This is a genomic window from Sphingomonas sp. CFBP8993 (assembly GCF_034044895.1).
Taxonomy (GTDB): Bacteria; Pseudomonadota; Alphaproteobacteria; order Sphingomonadales; family Sphingomonadaceae; genus Sphingomonas.
Window position 1 is genome coordinate 427,013 of record NZ_JAXCWU010000003.1, and the last position, 17,922, is coordinate 444,934.

Sequence of the window (17,922 nt, forward strand, 5' to 3'; positions counted from 1 at the left end):
CTATCATGAAAATCGCATTTTGCGCCATACCGAGGCGAAGCCCGCGCCCAGTTCACCTGGCTGCGCGACCAGCCGATATCGGGCGACGAAGCGCCAATCACGGATGACCGGTTCCGGATCGTCCGGACGGCGTGTCGCGGTGAGCGGCATGGTAGGGGAAACGGGCGTGCTCAGGGGAATCGTGAACCGATCATCACGGGCCCGCGTATAACCCACCGGGCATTCGATGCCCTGCAGTGGTTGTTCGATCATGCCCGACGCGCCGAGCACGGGTGACGACGACCATCTTCGGCCAAGGTGGCGTAAGCCGCGACAAAGTATAGAGGCGCCAAATGCTTTCAAAGGCTCGTATCGGATGGCTCCTCCATCGTATCGCTCGGAAGATCTGGTTCCGCGCCGCGCTCATCAGCGCGGGCAGCGTGGTGGTCGCCGCTTTTGCGGGGATCGTCGCACGAGCCGTCCCCTATCATTTTACCGGCGATATCGGTCAGAATGCCGTCGGCACGGTATTGGAGATCATCGCCTCCTCGATGCTGGCGGTGACGACCTTCTCCTTGACGGCCATGGTCAGCGCCTACTCGTCGGCAACCCAGTTGGCGACGCCGCGGGCGACACAGCTGCTGATCTCGGATCGCATGTCGCAAAATGCGCTTTCGACATTCCTCGGGGCGTTCATCTTTGCCGTGGTGGGCATCATCGGCCTGCAAACCCGCCTTTACGGTGGGCAGGGGCGGGTGCTGCTGTTGATCGCCACGGTCCTGCTCGTGGCGCTGGTGGTCGTCACCCTCTTGCGTTGGATCGCCCATCTTGCCGCATTCGGGCGGATGTCGGATGTGATCGACCGGGTCGAGGATGCGGCGCGATCCGCCATCGTGGCGTTCGCGAAGGATCCCTATCAGGGCGGACGACCGGCTATCCCGGTTCCGGCCAATGCGCGGTCGGTGCTGTCGCAGGCCATCGGCTATGTCACCCATGTCGATATCGGGCGCCTCGCGAGCGTGGCGCGAAGCCACGGCATCATCGTGCATGTGGAGGCGATCCCCGGCACCCTGGTACATAAGGGGCGTCCGCTGCTCCGCGTGGTCGGCGGTAGCGCGGTACGGGATGACGAACTGTCGGACGCGTTCGTGATCGAGCGGCATCGTGATTTCGATCATGATCCCCGGCTGGGGCAGATCGCACTTGGCGAGATTGCCGGGCGGGCGCTTGCCCCCGCCACCAACGATCCCGGTACGGCCATAGAGGTGCTGAGCGCGCTGCTGCGGACCCTGAGCGAACTGCCGGCGCAGACGCCTTCGCATGGCGATGAATTGCCGCCGGTCCATGTGCCGCGTCCGTCCGTGGACGAGTTGGTGCGCGCCGGTTTCGCGCCGATCGTGCGCGAGGGGGCTGGCGAGGAAGAGGTGGCCATTCGCGCCTTCAAGGTTCTTCATGCCCTGGGTGAAGCCCTGCCTCATGCCCGTCCGACAACCCAGGCGCTGGGGGTGGAGCTCAAGCAGAATGTCGAGCGCGTGATGCTCGACCAGGCCGCGCTGGCAAGAACGCTGGCGGTGTATCGAGATCAGATGTGAGAGCAGCAACCCTCATTTGCACGCGGTGCTTGGAAATAGTTATTGCAGACAGTGCAGTAGCGGAGAAGATGTCGGGCGTTGCGTTCTTCTCATAAGGTCTGCGAGAAAAGAAAACACGCTTAAATGCGTGAAAAACTCATAGGTTCCGTGAAAAATCGCTAGAACGGCAGAAATTACATGTATGAGATCACGGCGCATGTGCAGGCCGTATACCGCTTTTTAACGGAGTGGGTCATATCCGGCTGCGCGTCATGTTCGGATTGATGCTGTGTATGATCGCGCAGCTGTCATCAGTATCGAAAATACGGGGGGCATGATCTGTTATCAGTTTGCCGCCAGATTGCCCGTGTATGGCAGATGGCGGATATCATCGGGATATGATCCTATGCGCTTTTTTGATAACCTGACAATGGTGAGAAAGCTTGCCCTGTGTTTGGGGGTTATTCTGGCGCTGACGTTGACGATGAACTTCGTCATATACACCAAAAAGAACCAGGTTCGCGAGACAACGAACATCAACGAGCACACGTACAAGGTCATCATGGCCTCGAACAAGCTCGTCGAAGCGATGATCAATCAGGAAACGGGGCTTCGCGGCTATTTGCTGACGGCCAACCGAGATTTCCTGGCGCCCTATGACCAGGGTATGTCGGACTTCGATCGCGTGATGAAAGAAGCCCGTCGACTGACCAGCGACAATCCGGAGCAGCAGGTCCGCCTGACCGATGTCGGTGCGTTGGCCCGACGCTGGCGTGATGAAATCGCACTACCGAATATCGCATTGATGGCGGCGCAGGCGACGCAGGCGGAGGCGCGCGCCAGTGCAGGGAAGGGCCTCGGCAAGGCGCTGATGGATCGGCTTCGCGCGCAGGCGGGGGCGGTGATCGCCACGGAAAACCTGCTGCTGGCCGAGCGACAGGCGTCGCAGGAGGCGGCCTTCGCCATGATCTCCCGCGCCATCGTCGGCGGAATGCTGGTCAGCCTGCTGCTGGCCATCGCCATCCTCGTCCTGCTGGTGCGGCAGATCGCCCGGCCGGTGAATGCGGTCACCCAGGGGCTGACCGAACTGGCCAGCGGGAACATGGCCGTCGCGTCGATCGATGCCGATCGCCGTGACGAGGTCGGGCAACTGGCCGCCGCACTCAACAATCTGCGCGGGCAGCTGCTGGCGGCGGATCAGGCCAAGAAGGCGCAGGCGACCCTGATCGTCAACAGCGTGGGGGCCGCGCTGTCCAAGCTGGCGGAGGGCGACCTGCTGTCCCGTCTGGACAATGAACTCGATGGTCCCTTCGCCGCGATCAAGAACGACTTCAATCGCGCGGCGGACGCGCTTCAGGGCGCCATGTCCCAGGTATCGGTGTCGTCCGGCGAGATCATCAACAGCGCCTTGGACATCCGGCAGGCATCCGATGACCTGTCGCAGCGGACCGAGCAACAGGCGGCCAGCCTGGAGGAAACGGCTGCCGCGATGGACGAGATCACGACCACCGTGCGCAAGACGGCCGAGCAGGCCGGGCTGGTGCGCGAGATGGTCGGTCACGCCAAGGATGAGGTCCAGCATTCGGGTCGGATCATGGAAGATGCCGTGGCCGCGATGAACGGGATCGAGCGGGCCTCCACCGAAATTTCCGACATCATATCGGTCATCGACGGCATCGCGTTCCAGACCAATCTGCTGGCCCTGAACGCCGGGGTCGAGGCTGCCCGTGCGGGCGATGCCGGCAAGGGCTTTGCGGTCGTCGCCTCCGAGGTTCGTGCCCTGGCCCAAAGGTCCGCCGACGCGGCCAAGGACGTCAAGGAGCGCATCTCGGTGTCCGTCGAACAAGTCGATGCGGGCGTCGGCCTGGTCAACGAGACCGGCAAGGCGCTGGGGCGCATCGTGTCGCGCATCACCGAGATCAACCAACTCGTCAACGACATCGCCGTCTCGGCCGAAAACCAGAGCAGCGGGCTTCAGCAGGTGAATATCGCCGTCAGCCAGATGGATATGGTCACGCAGCAAAACGCCGCGATGGTCGAGGAGGCGACCGCCGCCGCCCGCAGCCTGGCAGGGGAGGCCGACGAACTTTCCCGGCAAATGTCACGCTTCTCGATCGCCCATCATGGCGGGCAGGACGCCAGTAATGTCTCTCGCCTCGACGATCACCGATATCGGCGTGCGGCGGCCGGATAACGGAGCGTACGGCGCGGCTCGATAGGGGAACGGGGAGGCGTCGCCACGCCTCCCCGTTCCTTCTTGGCATCATCATCGTACCAATGCGGCGGTGCCCGGGGCAGCGCGGCCGCCGTCATCGCGCCACGGATCGTCCGGGGTCATTACGATCCCTCCCGCCGCATGGTGTGCCGCTCCTGACTGACCTCACGACCCGTCTTCGGGCGCAGCGGCGCGGATCGGCCCTCAGATTCTTGTCAGCTGTCCCGTGGCAATGACCGGTCCTGTCGGTGTCGGCTTGGGCGAGCCGCCCATCGGCTCCACCGAGATGGCAAGGGTGGTGCCCGCCGCCATGGCAATCTGCGGAGAGATTTTCAGGGGAATACCGCGCCCACGGCTCAAGAGGCCCGCCGCATGGGGAACCCCGTCATTTCCGATCGCCCATAGCTGCGCATCCTGGCCACGGCTCACGGACGGTACGTCGCGCAGCTTCAATATGCGGGTATTGGGATCGAAGAATGCGGCGATCGGCGCGGCCTTTTCGGGCGTGAGCACCGCAAAGAGCAAGGGGGCGGGCTGGCTGACACGCGATGCGACAGGGGCTGGCGTGTCGGGACGGGTGACGACGACCGTCAGCAGGACGGCGGCCGCGATGCCGGCGACACCCGCGATCGCGCGCCACGGTCCCGCCGGGCGATTGTCATTGTCGCCCACCGCCAGAATCTTGCGCTCCAACTGGACGCTCGGCTCGACGGGTTCGACCTCGAGATAGAAGGCGGCCAGATGCCGTCGCCACCATGCGACATCGCGCGCGAAGGTTGGATCCGCCAGCATCCGGCGTGATGCCGCGCGATATTCGTCACCCTCCAGCACACCCAGTGCCAGCTCTGCCGCGGACAGATCGGCCTCGTCAGGCGTCATTGTCGAGACACTCCTTGAGGCGTTCGAGGCCACGCCTGATCCGGCTCTTGATGGTGCTCGTCGGCACCTCGCGCAGATCGGCTAGCCCGGCATATGTGATCCCTTCGAAGAAGGCCGTTCGGATCGCGTCGCGCTGCGTATCGCTCAGGCGGTCCAGGCACCCGTGCAGCTTGCGCTCCTCCTCGTCCAGCAAAAGACCCTCGAGGGCGAGACGGCCCGATGCGGCAGGTTCCGCCACCTCGTCCAACGACGTGGCGGGCCGACGGCCCATGGCCCGACGATAATCGATCGCGCGATTGCGGGCGATGGTGGCCAACCAGGCAAACGGACTGGCCTCCCCCGGTTGATAGGCACCGGCCCGCCGCCAGATGATGGCGTAGACCTCTTGCAGCACATCCTCCGCCGCCTGTCGCTCGCCACAGATGCGCAGGCAGACACCGAAGAGCCTTGCCGACGTCAGCGCATAGAGTTGGCGAAAAGCGGCGCGATCCTCGATACCGGTCGCGATCAGGGCTTTTGCAAGCTCCTGCCGACTGTCAGGTTGGTTTATCGTCACTGCAGACGGGATATCGACGTGCCGGTCGGCAGGCAACCCAATGATCGCGCCCGGATGCTTCGGGGCGGCGGCGATAGTCGACATGGTTCCGGCGCTGCTTTGAGCCGCAGGCCGTGACGCGCCGCCTGCCACGCGGCGTCTGACAGCACTTCCGCCCTGGTCGGCACCGGCCTCCCGTCCATTCAAATCACGGTTGGCAAGACCTACTGCCCGAACCGACCCTCACCCGCACGGGCGACCGCGTCGCGGGCGGCGGCGAGCATCGCACCGGCCTTGGCCTCGCATTCGCGCTGCTCATAGGCGGGGTCGCTGTCGGCGACGATGCCCGCGCCCGCCTGGACGTGGATCGTGCCGTCCTTGACCACCGCGGTCCGGAGCACGATGCACGAATCCATCGAGCCGTCGGGCGAGAAATAGCCGACACCGCCCGCATAGGCACCCCGCCGCTCCGGCTCGAGTTCGGCGATGATCTGACACGCGCGAACCTTGGGCGCGCCGCTGACCGTGCCTGCCGGGAAACCCGCAAACAGCGCGTCGAGGGCGTCCTTGTCTTCTGCAAGGTGACCGACGACGTTCGATACGATGTGCATCACATGGCTGTAGAATTCGACCATGTAGCTGTCGGTGACCCGCACGCTGCCCGACGACGATGCACGACCAACGTCGTTGCGACCCAGGTCGAGCAGCATCAGATGCTCGGCGCGTTCCTTGGGATCGGCGAGAAGGCTGTCGCGATTGGCGGCATCCTCCGCACGCGTCTTGCCGCGCGGGCGCGTGCCCGCGATCGGGCGGATCGTCACCTCGTCGTTGCGGACGCGGACCAGAATCTCCGGGCTCGATCCGATCAGCGAAAAGCCGGGCAGGTCGAGGTGATAGAGGAAGGGCGACGGGTTGATCCGCCGCAGGCTGCGATACAGCTCGAACGGCGGCAGCGTGAAGGGCGCGGAGAAACGCTGCGCCAGCACCACCTGAAAGATATCGCCGGCGACGATATAGTCCTTCGCGCGCGCCACCATCTCGTCATAGCGGCCGGGGGGCAGGGCGGGTCGATAGGATGGTTCGGGCAGTTCGGCGCGAACCGGGGCGGGGACCGTCGCGGTCGCCAGCCGGGCCGCGGTGGCGTCCAGCCGCTCCTCCGCCTCGGCGATCATCCGGGCGGGATCGCGGGCGGCATCGGGCCAGACCGGCGCGACGAGGTACAGCGCATCGGCCAGCCGGTCGAAGACCAGGATGACGGTCGGCCGGACGAAGATCATGTCGGGCAGGCCGAGCGGATCGGCCTCGGGCTGGGGCAGCGTTTCGACCAGTCCCACCGTCTCATAGCCGAAATAGCCGACCAGACACGCGAGCGCCGACGGCAGTCCCTCGGGCACCTCGGCACGGCATTCCGCCACCAGCTGGCGCAGTGCCTCCAGCGTCGGTGCGGTACACGGCACGAACGCGTCGCGATCGCTGGCCCAGTGCCGGTTGATCGCGGCATCGTGCCCCTCGGCACGAAAGACCAAGTCGGGCGCGAGACCGATCAGGCTGTAGCGTCCACGCGTCGCGCCGCCCTCGACCGATTCGAGCAGGAAATCGCCGCGACCCGGCTCGATCAGCTTCAGCGCGGCGGCGACCGGCGTCTCGGTATCGGCGATCTGCCGCCGCCAGATCAGCTGCGGCTGGCCATCGGCCAACCGCGCAACGCCGCCGTCGCCCTTAGTTGCCGCCATTGGACAGCAGCTCCGAGCGGACCTTGGCGATCGCCTTGGGATCGGTCTTCACGACTACCGCGTCACGCACCGCACGCGCGAACTGCGACACATATTCGCGGCCGATCAGACGGCCCAGATCGGCGCGGGCAGCGCGGATCGCGGCGTCGTTGCCGGTCGCGTTGCCCGGTTCGATCTTGGTCACGCGAATGACGTACCAGCCTTCGTTCTGCGGGGCCTCCAGCGTCCGCGCCTTGTTCTGCGGCATCGAGAACAGCAGGGCGAGCGGGGCGGCGGCGGGGGTGTTCTGCGCGGCGGCCAGGTCGCGGCGCGCCGCGGCGATCGGGCGGGCGGGCGGCACGGCCAAGCCGGTTTCCTTCAGCGCCTGCGCCATCGACATGCCCTTGTTGACCTTGGCCAGTACGGCGTTCGCCAGCTTGCGGGCGGCGGCACGGGCGCGGTCGGCGGTCAGGTCGGCGACGACCTGGTTACGGACCTGCGCCAGCGGGCGCGGGGCGGAACGCTGGATCTGGCCGACGCCGACGACGGCGAAGCTGCCATCCTGGCCGATCGGCACGATCTGCGGCGCGTCGCCGTCCTCGGCGGTGAAGGCGGCGGTGATCATCGCGCGCTGTTCCGGCGTCGCCTGGAAAGTGGGGGCGTCGGGGGCTGCGCCTTGTGCGGTCACCGCCGGGGTCGTCTGCGCCTGCAGCTTGCGGTCGGCGACCACCTCGTCGAAGGTCGCGTTGCCGGACAGCGCATCCTCGATCGTGTTGCGCAATTCGCCCAGCGCGGCGGCCTGCTTCTGCTTGGTCAGCTCGGTCACGATCTCGGGCCGCGCCTGCGCCAGCGTCTTGCCGGGAACCTGGGTGATCGCGTCGACCTTGGCCACCACGAAGCCCAGCGTGCCGCGAACCGGACCGACGATGGCACCCTGGCCCGCGCCGAAGACGGCATCGGCGACGGCGGCCGAGCTCTGCGCGGCATAGGCGGCCTTGACGACGCCCTTCTGGACCGACGCCTCCAGCCCGGCGGCGCGTGCGGCGTCGGCAAGCGAGGTGCCTGCCTTCGCCTTGGCGGCCAGCGCGTTCGCACCCGCCTGGTCCAGGACGACGACCTGGGTCACGTCACGCTTCTGCGCGGCGGCATATTTCGCGGCATTGGTCTGATAGTAGCGCGCGATCTCGGCGTCGCTTGGGCTCGACTGGGTGGCGACGGCGGCGGTGTTGACCAGCGCATAGCGGACGGTGCGACGCTCGGGCAGCGTGTAGCGGCGCGCATTGCGGGTGTAGAAGGTCTGGATGTCGGCATCGCTGGGCGCTGCGCCTGCGGGCACCAGGCGGGTCGGGATGTAGCCGACCTCGCCCTGACGCTTTTCGAGCAGCAGCGAGGCATAGGGCAGCGCCATCTGCGTCGCGAACTGGGTCGCGCCGATCGTCGGCACGGTCAGCTGCTGGGCAAAGGTCGTACGCTCCAGGTCGGTGCGGACCTGCAGGTCGGTCATCTTCCGCTGCGCCAGCAACTGCTGGTACAGCGCCGGATCGAACTGGCCGTTGGGCCCGCGAAAGGCCGGGATCGAGGCGATCTGCCCGTCGATCAGACGACGCGAGACGACCATGCCCTGGTCCTTGCCGAACTGTTCCAGCGACAGGCCGGTGATCTCGCGCTGGAGCGTGCCCTCGAAGCCGCCCGCCGCGATGAACTGGGCCATGTCGAGCGTGGGCTGTTCCTGGCGATAGGCCGCGACCTCGTTCTGCGCGGCGGTGCGCAGGTCGTTGGCGGTGATCTTCGCACTGCCGACCTTGGCGACTTCGGAGCCGGTGATGCCACCAGCCATGCTGGAGATGTTCGTCACGTCGCCCGCGGCGAACGCGATCGCGATCACGCCCAGCACGATGAAGGTGACGACGACGCCGGCCTTGGAATTGATGATCCGGCGGAAGAAGCTGAGCATGGACGACCGATCGGCAAGAAAGAAAATCGGGATGTGCTTTAGGGGGGAGGCGGCTTCGCATCAAGCTTGTGCAGGAGGCGCAAATCGCTATCGGTGTTGAACACGTATAACATGCGACTCATTTGGGAGCCTGATATGGCACGGCGCAAACTGGTGGCGGGCAACTGGAAGATGAACGGCTCGCGTGCCGCGCTGGCCGAACTGGACGGCATCGCGCAGGCCGCAGACGCGGCTCCTGGTGTCGATGTCGCGATGGCGGTGCCCTTCACGCTGATCGCCCCCGCCGCCGAGCGGGCGCCCGGACTGGCCATCGGCGCCGAGGATGTGCACGAAGCCGATTCGGGCGCGCATACCGGCTGCGTCTCGGCCGCGATGGTCCAGGAGGCGGGGGCCCGCTTCACGATCGTCGGCCATTCGGAGCGCCGCGCCGACCAGGGCGAAACCAGCCAGGACGCCTGGGCCAAGGCGGCGGCGGCGCATCGCCAGGGACTGAACGTCATCCTGTGCTGTGGCGAGACCGAGGCGGAGCGCAATGCGGGCCGCGCCGAGCGCGTGGTCCAGGCGCAGATCGAGAAGTCGGTGCCCGACAATGCGGACGGCAGCTGGTTCACGCTGGCCTATGAACCCCGCTGGGCGATCGGCACGGGCCGCACGCCGACGGTGGACGAGGTCGCCAGCATCCATGCCATCGCCCGCGCCAAGCTGCGCATGCTGATCGGCGACGCGGCGGACGGGGTGCGGATCCTGTATGGTGGCTCGGTGACGGGCGAGAATGCCGCGACACTGTTGGCGGTGGACAATGTCGACGGCGCGCTGGTGGGCGGCGCGAGCCTGACGGCGGCGAAGTTCGTGCCGATCATCGAGGCGGCGGCGGGGCTGTAACGGCGGGGCGTAGCCTTCGACTTCGCTCAGGCTGAACGGAGGTAAGGTTTAAAACCAAACGGCCGTTCACGCTGAGCGAAGTCGAAGCGCACGCCAGAGTTTGATCCACCAGACCAGACCTGTTGCGTTACCACCCCGGCGCAGGCTGGGGTCCAGTTGCGAAGGCTTCATTGATGGAGCGAGCCGGACCATCACAACAGCACCCCCGACTGGACCCCGGCCTCCGCCGGGGTGGCGCTTCGGATTGGATGGAACAAACTCTAGACCGCTGGCCTCACCCCCGGGAATACCGCCCCTTCAACATCCGATACGCCGCGCGCAGGGCATAGGCGTCACCCCCCTTGGGTCGCCCTGGCTTACCCGAAGGCCGCCAAGCAAACACATCCAGATGCGCCCAGGCCGTATCCTTGGGCACGAAGCGCCGCAGGAACAGCGCTGCGGTGATCGCCCCTGCAAAGCCGCCGTCCGGGGCATTGACCATGTCGGCAATGTCGGACTTGAGCATGTCGTCATACCCGTCCCACAACGGCATCCGCCACACGGGATCGTCCTCCGCCGCCGCGGCCGCGAGCAGGTCCGTCGCCAGCGCCTCGTCATCGGTGAACAGCGGCGGCAGGTCGGGGCCCAGCGCAACGCGCGCCGCGCCGGTCAGCGTGGCGAAGTCGAGGATCAGCTCGGGGCTTTCCTCACCCGCGCGGGTCAGCGCGTCGCCCAGGATCAGGCGGCCTTCGGCATCGGTGTTGGTGTTCTCGACCGTCAGGCCCTTGCGCGTCTTCAGCACGTCGCCGGGGCGGAAGGATGCCGCCGATACCGCATTCTCGACCGCCGGGATCAGCAGGTGGAGCCGCACCGGCAGTCGCGCCGCCATGACCAGGCTGGCCAGTGCCAGCGCATGGGCCGCGCCGCCCATGTCCTTCTTCATCAATCGCATGCCGGACGAGGGCTTGATGTCCAGCCCGCCGGTGTCGAAGCACACGCCCTTGCCGACGATCGCGATGCGTGGATGGGTGGGGTCGCCCCAGTGCAGCTCGATCAGGCGGGGCGCGCGCTCGCGCGTTGCGGCCTGGCCGACCGCATGGATCATCGGATAGTCGCGGGCCAGCGCATCGCCGCTGGTCACGGTGACCTGCGCGTGATGCGTGCGGGCCAGCGCCTCGGCCTCGGCTTCCAGCTCGGCCGGGCCCAGGTCGCCCGCGCCGGTATTGACCAGATCGCGCACCTGCGCGGTCGCGGCGGCCAGCCGGATCATCTCATCCCGGTGGGCGACATCGCGGGTCAGCAGGATACGGGGCCCCTGATCCTCGGCATTGCGATAGCAGGTGAAGCGATACTGGCCGAGCAACCAGCCGAGCGCATTGGCACCGACTTCCGCCCCATCGAGCCGATAGCTGCCCTCGGGCAGGGTTTCGGCCAGTTTCGCCAGCGCCCAGGGCGAGGCGGCATCGCCGACCCCCGCGACGACCGCGATCCCGTCGTCTTGCGGGAACAACAGATGCGTGCCGGACTTGCCCGTGAAACGCTGCGCCGTCGCCAGCGCGCGGGTCGCCACCGACTGGCGGCCCAGCCATGCGTCGAACGTATCCGGCGCGACCAGGGTGATCGTGCGCGCACTCTGGCCGCGATCGGGTTGAAGCAGGGAGGCAAAATCGGTCATTCGGCGGGGCTCACGAGAAATTGTTCGATACGGCCGTTCGCCCCCGGCTCGGCATAGGTGCTGATGCGCAGGGTACGGTTCGGATAGGTGACGCGGTACGACCGGTTGACGAACCCGCCACGAAGGCGTGTGCGGCCCGTCTGCTCGATCTTGCCCTGCGCGCCCAGCGGGGACAGGCTGGTGCGGTAATCGGCGATGGTCGGGGGCGTGAAGTAATAGGCCGCGTCCTCGGTCAGCAGAGCCTTGTCGAGCTGGCCTGCCTGCAACTGTGCATAGACCGATTTGGTGCGGGCCAGCGCGGCGGCGTCCTCGGCACTGGCCTGGGGCGCGGGCAGGACCGTGTCGGCGATACCCTTGGCGATGCGGCCCTGCGCATCGGCGAACCAGGCATTGACCGCGACCACCACGGCGGCCTTGTCGTCGGGGTACACGATATTTTCAGTCAGGAAGCCGACCGCCTCGCCGCTATGCTCGACGAAGCGACGGCCGTCGGCGGTCCCGACGCTGACGCCCAGGCCGTAATTGGTGTTCGAGCCGTCGGTCAGCTTCACCGGATTTTCCTGCTCGGCCCAGGTCTTGGGCGGCAGGAGCGTGCGGTTCATGCGCGCGACGTCCCATTTTGCCAGATCTTGCGGAGACATCGACAGTTCGCCCGCGGCGTAGAGCCAGCCCGGGGCCGCCGGCGTCTCGACCCGGACGGGGCCCAGCGCGTGGCGCAGATAGCCTTGCGGAAAGCCGGGGCCGACCGCCTTGTCCTGGTCGATCGCGCGGATGCCGAGCGGCTTGAACACGCGCGCTTGCAAGAAATCGAGCAAGGATTGGCCCGATACCTTCTCGACGATCATGCCCGCCACGACATAGCCGGTGTTGGAATATTGCCACTGGGTGCCGGGCGCGAAGTCGAGCGGCGCCTTGGCCCAGCGGTCGACGATCCCTTGCGGCGTGGTCGGCGTCGCCATCGCCTTGAAGCTGTAATCCTGCGGCCAATAGTCGCGCAGGCCAGAGGTGTGGCTGAGCAACTGGCGGATGGTGATCGTGTCGCCGCCGGTGATGCCGGGGACGTATTTGGAGACGGTGTCGTCGAGCGACAGCTTGCCCTCGTCGGCGAGCAACTGGATCGCGGTGGCGGTGAACTGCTTGGACACCGAGGCGATCTGGTAGGGGAGTTTGGGATCGGCGGGCCCGGTCTGCCCCTCGAACTGCTTGCCATACGCCTTGGCGAGGACGATCCGACCGCCGCGAACGACCGCGATCGAGGCGGACGGTACGCCGGTATCGGCCAGCGTTTTGGTCACCAGGGCATCGATCTTCTGGGTTTCCGCCGGGGTCAGCGCCTGGGCGAGCAGCGGGGCGGGGGCGATGAACGCGATCGCCGCCAGCAAATGGGGGTATCTCATGGCGCGCAAGGAAGCAGGTTTGTGGGGACGGTGCAACGGGGGGCTTTCTGGGCAGGGCTAGCCGCTCGCCAGCAAAGTCCAACGCAACATTCCTTCCCGCCCCGGCGAAGGCCGGGGTCCAGGTGGCGTGTGTCGCGTTGTAGAGCGCAAGGCGCGCCGCTTTTGGCGGTCAAGCTGGACCCCGGCCTTCGCCAGGGTGGAGAGCAAAAAAGGGACACGGAAAAGATGACCACCGAACTGACCATCCTCGGCTGGTCGATCATCCTGCTCTTCGTCCATATCGCGTTGCAATCGCAACTCGCGACGCTGGACCGGGGTATCGGCTGGAATGCGGGGCCGCGCGACGGGACGCCTGCGCCATTGGGCCGCTATGGCGGTCGCGCCGAGCGGGCCTCGGCCAATTATCGCGAGACATGGCCCATCTTCATCGCGCTCGCATTGGGCCTGGCCGTCACCGGACAGAGCGGAGGCATCGCGGCGACCGGCGCGTGGGTGTGGTTCCTCGCGCGGGTCGCCTATGTGCCGCTTTATATCTTCGGTGTCCGCTACGTGCGGTCGCTGGCCTATATCGTCTCGATGATCGGACTGGTGATGATGCTTATCCGTTTCCTGTGACGGGAACGCCGTACAGGTCGTGATCGTCGGCATCCTCGATGGCGACGGGCACGATATCGCCGACGTTCAGATGCCCGGCATCGCGCAGGAAGACCTCGCCGTCGATCTCGGGCGCGTCGGCCTGGCTGCGGCCGGTCGCGCCGCCTTCCTCGTCCACCGCGTCGATGATGACGGGCAGCGTGCGACCCACCTTGGCGGCGAGCTTGGCGGCGGAGATGGCGGCGGTCTTTTCCATGATCCCCGCGTAACGCTCTTCCTTCACCTCCTCGGGGACGTGATCGGGCAGCGCGTTGGCGGCGGCACCCTCGACCGGCTCGAAGCGGAAGGCGCCTACCCGGTCGAGCTGGGCCTCGTCCAGCCAGTCGAGCAGATACTCGAAGTCCTCCTCGGTCTCGCCGGGGAAGCCGACGACGAAGGTCGAGCGGATGGCGATGTCGGGGCAGATGTCGCGCCACTGATGGATGCGTTGCAGCACCTTGGCATCGTTGCCGGGGCGCTTCATGCGGCGAAGCACCGACGGCGCGGCGTGCTGGAACGGGATGTCCAGATAGGGCAGCACCAGCCCTTCCGCCATCAGCGGGATCACCTGATCCACATGCGGATAGGGATAGACATAGTGCAGCCGCACCCAGGGCGCGATCTTGCCCAGTTCGCGGGCGAGATCGGTCATGTGCGGCACGACCTCCTGCCCCTTCCACATCCGCGGCTCCTTGCGGATGTCGATGCCGTAGGCGGACGTGTCCTGGCTGATCACCAGCAGTTCGCGCGTGCCCGCCGCGACCAGCTTCTCCGCCTCGCGCAGGATCGCGTCGGGACGGCGGCTGACCAGATCGCCGCGAAGCGATGGGATGATGCAGAAGCTGCACCGGTGGTTGCAGCCCTCCGAAATCTTCAGATAGCTGTAATGGCGCGGGGTCAGCTTCAGGCCCGCATCGGGGATCAGGTCGATATAGGGCGACAAATTGGCGGGCGCGGCGGCGTGGACCGCCTCCACCACGTGCTCATATTCATGCGCGCCGGTGATCGCGAGCACGTCGGGGAAGCGGGTGCGGATGGCTTCCGCCTCCTTGCCCATGCAGCCCGTGACGATGACACGACCATTTTCCTTGATCGCCTCGCCGATCGCCTCCAGGCTTTCCTCCTTGGCGGAGTCGAGAAAGCCGCAGGTGTTGACCAGCACGACATCGGCCCCGGCATAGTCGGGTGACATCTGATAGCCATCGGCGCGGAGCTGCGTCAGGATGCGTTCGCTGTCGACCAGATTCTTGGGACAGCCGAGCGAGACCATGCCGACGCGCGGCGGAGTAGGGAGTTTGGTTGCCATGGGACGTGCGCGCACATAGGCCAAATCGCCACGCTTTTCCAGATGCACCGATGCCTTAACCTCTGACGGTCGACAGGGGCGTGCGATCCCGGCATGGAGGATGCGAACTTCACGGGATTTGGGGCGCGATGCTGGCGATCGGATTGATGTCGGGGACCTCGCTCGACGGGGTGGACGCCGCACTGATCGAAACGGATGGCGAGGCGCATGTCCGGCCGATCGCGTTCCGGACCGAGGGGTATTCGGACGGGGCCCGTGCCGAACTGGCGGAGGCGACGGCACTCGCGCTCACCTTCGACCGGCCGCGCGCCAGCCCGCCGATCGTCGCGGCCAGCGACCTGATCGTGCGCACCCATGCGATGGTCGTCCAGAAGCTGCTGCGCGATGCCGGGGTCGATGCGGCGGCGGTCGACGTCATCGGTTTCCACGGCCAGACCGTCGCGCACCGCCCCGATCGCGGCTGGACCTGGCAGATCGGCGATGGCCAGTCGCTGGCCGACGCGACGGGTATCGTCACCGTGTCCGACTTCCGCTCCGCCGATGTCGCCGCGGGCGGGCAGGGCGCGCCGTTGATCCCGGTCTATCATGCCGCGCTGGCCGCCGATCTGGCCAGGCCGGTGGCGATCCTGAACCTGGGAGGCGTCGCCAACATCACCTGGATCGGGCAGGACGGCGCGCTGGTCGCCTTCGACACCGGGCCCGCCAACGGACTGGTCGACAGCTGGATGGAGGCGGAGACCGGCCAGCGCTACGATGCGGACGGCGCACTGGCGGCGAGTGGTCGGGTCGAACCGACGGTGCTCGACACGATGATGGACAATGGCTGGTTCGATCTGGCCCCGCCCAAGTCGCTCGACCGCAACGACTTCACCATTCAGCCCGCGCGCGGATTGTCGGCGGCGGACGGGGCGGCGACGCTGACCGCCTTCACCGCGCAGACCGTGGCCCGCGCGCTCGACCATCTGCCGGGACGGCCCAGGCGGCTGCTGGTCGCCGGGGGCGGGCGGCACAACGCCACGATGCTCGCGATGATCGCAGCCGCGACGGGATTGACGCCGGAGCCGACCGACACGCTCGGTTGGGATGGCGACGCGATGGAGGCGCAGGGGTTCGCCTACATGGCGGTGCGACGGCTGAACGACCGGCCGATCAGCTTTCCCGGCACGACCGGCGTCGTGCATGCGATGACCGGGGGGGTGATCCATCGGCCGGGCATGAATTGAGCCAAATCCATCGACACTGTTCCTCCCCTTGCAGGGGAGGAATGAAAGCGCAGCGCCTCTAGGGTCGATCCTTCACCGTCGCATAGTCTGTCGGCTCACCTTGGCCGGAACGTTGCAGCCGTCGATGTTCCGCACGACCGCGAATTGCGGTTCCGCGTCGGGCAGTTCGTTCAGCTTTCGGGGACCGGCGGAGGGCTTGGTCTGCGCGACCCGCTGTTCCGTCCGGATGCACTGTTGTAATGGCTGGCCGATGGTCGGCATCGTCTGTCGCGGCGTTGCGCCATCCGCGATCAAGGCAAGCGTGACGAGCAGCATCATGATGCGTCCTCCCTGAGGGTGGTCGCAATCTAAATCAAAGAGTGCAGTCGATCAATCAGCGCGCGACATAGGCGTCGATCAGCGCGCCGACATAATCGGGTTTCTCGCTGGTCAACTCGGGCGCGGGGCGGCCCTTGCCATAGATGAAGCCGTAAATGGGGTAGGTGGAGCTGCCCAGGCCGTCGGAATCGCGGAACCAGACCTTGACCGTGCTCCAGTCGTTGCCGGGCGAGACGTCGAACAAGGTCACGTCCTGTTCGGCATGGCCGCGCTCGCCATTCTGGATCGACCAGTTGGCGTGGGTCAGCATCAGCACGCGGTCCTCGACGATGCGGCTGACCACCGCGACATGGCCGAGCGGCAGGCGACCGGTCTTTTCGAAGACGACGACAGCCCCGACACGCGGCGCATGGCCACGCGGATAGCGGCCCTCCGCCTGCGACCACCAGGTCCAGGCATCGCCATAGATGGATATGCCCGATGCCGCGCGCGCGAAGGGGACGCACTGCCCGACATAATCGAGCAGCGAGCGCGCATGTGCCGGGATGGCGGCCGCGAGTGCGCAGAGCGGAAGGATTGCCTTGGAGACCATGCCTTTCATGCCAACGACCGTAAGCCGGTGTATTTAAACGGAACCTGTCCGGCTTGGTTAACGGTGCGGTAACGAGATGCACCGCCCCGCTGGCGCGACCGATCGAAAAGGGTCGCGCGGAGCATGGCTCAACCTCGCCGCGCGCTGGCTCGAGCCTCCAGCAGGTCCCACAGACCCCTGTGCTGCCCCAGCAACTGGCTGGCCCCGAAACCCCGGGCGCGGGGCAGGCCGATCGCCGATTCGTCGTCGTTGAAGTCGAGCAATGGCTCCGGCAGGGTACTGGGCGGCACCGACACGCCGAAGCGCATCGCGGCCTGCGCCATGACCTGCCGGATCGCACGCCAGTCGAGGATCAGGGCAGACACCGCGCCCGTCGCGCAACCGCGCCGATCCGAGTTGGCCAGCATTTCCAGCGTCTGGCGCAACTGGGTCAGCGCCGCATCGGTCTGCGCCTGGCCCGGCGTCGAGGGCAGCGGACCGGCTGCGGCGGTCAGGTTGGCGAGGAAGGCGCGTTCATGGGCAAAGGCGTTGGACGATCCGATCAGCCAGGGCAGCGTGTCGATCTCGCTCCCGCGCGCCATGGCATAATCGATCATGCACGGGTGGTTGCCGTGCACCGCGCATACCGCATGGATCGCATCGGTCAGGTCGTGGAGCAGGACATGGGGCAGCAGCAGCGCCTGGACATGCGGATGCCCGGCGCTGCCCAGGCGCGCCAGGATCGCACGGATGTCCCCGCGTCGATCATGCTGAATGTCCAATGCCGTGTTGGTCACCATGTCCGTTCCGATTGTGCGGCGATCCCGGCATTGGGATGGTCATCCCTTCTCCGGTCCCGAAAGGACGGCCTAAACAGTTTTCGTTAATGCCGGGTTTACGAAATATGAAACGCCCCCCGTAACAGATAGGGTTAACGCTGAAATCCCGCGTTTTCCACGATGGACCGAGCCGATTGCGCGGGCGGTTGCTGATCATGCTTGCCGGATCGGGGCGGCGTCGCGATAACGCGCTGCCATTGGGCCGGGCAGGGACCCGGCATGACAGGATCTGGAGTGGTATGGATGCGCAAATT

16 protein-coding genes are annotated in these 17,922 nt (G+C 66.5%); 5 read left to right on the forward strand and 11 right to left on the reverse strand.

Features of this window, described 5'->3' with window-relative positions:
* Nucleotides 1-3: 3 nt before the first annotated feature.
* On the reverse strand, nucleotides 4-252 hold the full coding sequence (locus SOM26_RS08175) for a hypothetical protein (RefSeq protein ID WP_320452213.1): 249 nt from the start codon (nucleotides 250-252) through the stop codon (nucleotides 4-6).
* Between the two features lie 80 nt (nucleotides 253-332).
* Here SOM26_RS08175 and SOM26_RS08180 point away from each other — a divergent pair, with 80 nt between their 5' ends.
* Nucleotides 333-1,571 carry a DUF2254 domain-containing protein gene (locus tag SOM26_RS08180; RefSeq protein WP_320452214.1) on the forward strand — a complete coding sequence of 413 codons (1,239 nt, stop codon included), beginning with the start codon at nucleotides 333-335 and terminating at the stop codon, nucleotides 1,569-1,571.
* A gap of 463 nt (nucleotides 1,572-2,034) precedes the next feature.
* The gene (locus SOM26_RS08185; protein WP_320452373.1) at nucleotides 2,035-3,744 is read left to right on the forward strand and encodes a methyl-accepting chemotaxis protein; all 1,710 of its coding nucleotides are present in this window, start codon (nucleotides 2,035-2,037) and stop codon (nucleotides 3,742-3,744) included.
* A gap of 225 nt (nucleotides 3,745-3,969) precedes the next feature.
* Here the strand turns inward: SOM26_RS08185 and SOM26_RS08190 are convergent, their stop codons facing one another.
* The 4 genes from SOM26_RS08190 to SOM26_RS08205 all read right to left on the reverse strand — a co-directional run bounded on the left by SOM26_RS08190 (nucleotide 3,970) and on the right by SOM26_RS08205 (nucleotide 8,845).
* The gene (locus SOM26_RS08190) at nucleotides 3,970-4,644 is read right to left on the reverse strand and encodes an anti-sigma factor (protein ID WP_320452215.1); all 675 of its coding nucleotides are present in this window, start codon (nucleotides 4,642-4,644) and stop codon (nucleotides 3,970-3,972) included.
* The gene (locus SOM26_RS08195) at nucleotides 4,634-5,284 is read right to left on the reverse strand and encodes a sigma-70 family RNA polymerase sigma factor (protein WP_320452216.1); all 651 of its coding nucleotides are present in this window, start codon (nucleotides 5,282-5,284) and stop codon (nucleotides 4,634-4,636) included. The genes SOM26_RS08190 and SOM26_RS08195 overlap by 11 nt, the downstream gene beginning before the upstream one ends.
* Nucleotides 5,285-5,403: 119 nt before the next feature.
* Nucleotides 5,404-6,912, reverse strand: coding sequence for an anthranilate synthase component I (trpE, locus tag SOM26_RS08200; RefSeq protein WP_320452217.1), 1,509 nt, complete (start codon nucleotides 6,910-6,912; stop codon nucleotides 5,404-5,406).
* Nucleotides 6,899-8,845, reverse strand: a complete 1,947-nt coding sequence (locus SOM26_RS08205) for a peptidylprolyl isomerase (protein WP_320452218.1) — start codon at nucleotides 8,843-8,845, stop codon at nucleotides 6,899-6,901. The genes trpE and SOM26_RS08205 overlap by 14 nt, the downstream gene beginning before the upstream one ends.
* Nucleotides 8,846-8,980: 135 nt before the next feature.
* Between SOM26_RS08205 and tpiA the strand changes: the two genes are divergently transcribed.
* Nucleotides 8,981-9,727 carry a triose-phosphate isomerase gene (tpiA, locus tag SOM26_RS08210; protein WP_320452219.1) on the forward strand — a complete coding sequence of 249 codons (747 nt, stop codon included), beginning with the start codon at nucleotides 8,981-8,983 and terminating at the stop codon, nucleotides 9,725-9,727.
* A gap of 274 nt (nucleotides 9,728-10,001) precedes the next feature.
* Here the strand turns inward: tpiA and SOM26_RS08215 are convergent, their stop codons facing one another.
* Entirely contained in the window at nucleotides 10,002-11,381 is a 1,380-nt protein-coding gene (locus tag SOM26_RS08215) for a leucyl aminopeptidase family protein (protein WP_320452220.1), read from the reverse strand.
* Complete coding sequence (locus SOM26_RS08220) at nucleotides 11,378-12,778, reverse strand: serine hydrolase domain-containing protein (RefSeq protein ID WP_320452221.1); 1,401 nt, start codon at nucleotides 12,776-12,778, stop codon at nucleotides 11,378-11,380. The genes SOM26_RS08215 and SOM26_RS08220 overlap by 4 nt, the downstream gene beginning before the upstream one ends.
* Before the next feature lie 225 nt (nucleotides 12,779-13,003).
* Here SOM26_RS08220 and SOM26_RS08225 point away from each other — a divergent pair, with 225 nt between their 5' ends.
* A complete protein-coding gene (locus SOM26_RS08225) occupies nucleotides 13,004-13,393 on the forward strand; it encodes an MAPEG family protein (protein ID WP_320452222.1) in 390 nt (129 codons plus the stop codon).
* Here the strand turns inward: SOM26_RS08225 and rimO are convergent.
* Nucleotides 13,377-14,717: a 30S ribosomal protein S12 methylthiotransferase RimO gene (rimO, locus tag SOM26_RS08230; protein WP_320452223.1), complete on the reverse strand. Its 1,341-nt coding sequence runs from the start codon at nucleotides 14,715-14,717 to the stop codon at nucleotides 13,377-13,379. The two genes, SOM26_RS08225 and rimO, sit on opposite strands and share 17 nt — an antisense overlap.
* A gap of 128 nt (nucleotides 14,718-14,845) precedes the next feature.
* Between rimO and SOM26_RS08235 the strand changes: the two genes are divergently transcribed.
* Complete coding sequence (locus tag SOM26_RS08235) at nucleotides 14,846-15,940, forward strand: anhydro-N-acetylmuramic acid kinase (protein ID WP_320452224.1); 1,095 nt, start codon at nucleotides 14,846-14,848, stop codon at nucleotides 15,938-15,940.
* A 72-nt stretch (nucleotides 15,941-16,012) separates the two neighbouring features.
* Here SOM26_RS08235 and SOM26_RS08240 read toward each other — a convergent pair whose 3' ends face one another.
* The 3 genes from SOM26_RS08240 to SOM26_RS08250 form a co-directional block, all read right to left on the reverse strand.
* The gene (locus SOM26_RS08240; protein ID WP_320452225.1) at nucleotides 16,013-16,258 is read right to left on the reverse strand and encodes a hypothetical protein; all 246 of its coding nucleotides are present in this window, start codon (nucleotides 16,256-16,258) and stop codon (nucleotides 16,013-16,015) included.
* A gap of 55 nt (nucleotides 16,259-16,313) precedes the next feature.
* Nucleotides 16,314-16,850 carry a CHAP domain-containing protein gene (locus tag SOM26_RS08245; RefSeq protein WP_414712033.1) on the reverse strand — a complete coding sequence of 179 codons (537 nt, stop codon included), beginning with the start codon at nucleotides 16,848-16,850 and terminating at the stop codon, nucleotides 16,314-16,316.
* A 128-nt stretch (nucleotides 16,851-16,978) separates the two neighbouring features.
* Nucleotides 16,979-17,629 (reverse strand): DUF6975 family protein, encoded by a 651-nt coding sequence (locus SOM26_RS08250; protein WP_320452227.1) that lies wholly within the window; start codon nucleotides 17,627-17,629, stop codon nucleotides 16,979-16,981.
* Between the last annotated feature and the right edge of the window lie 293 nt (nucleotides 17,630-17,922).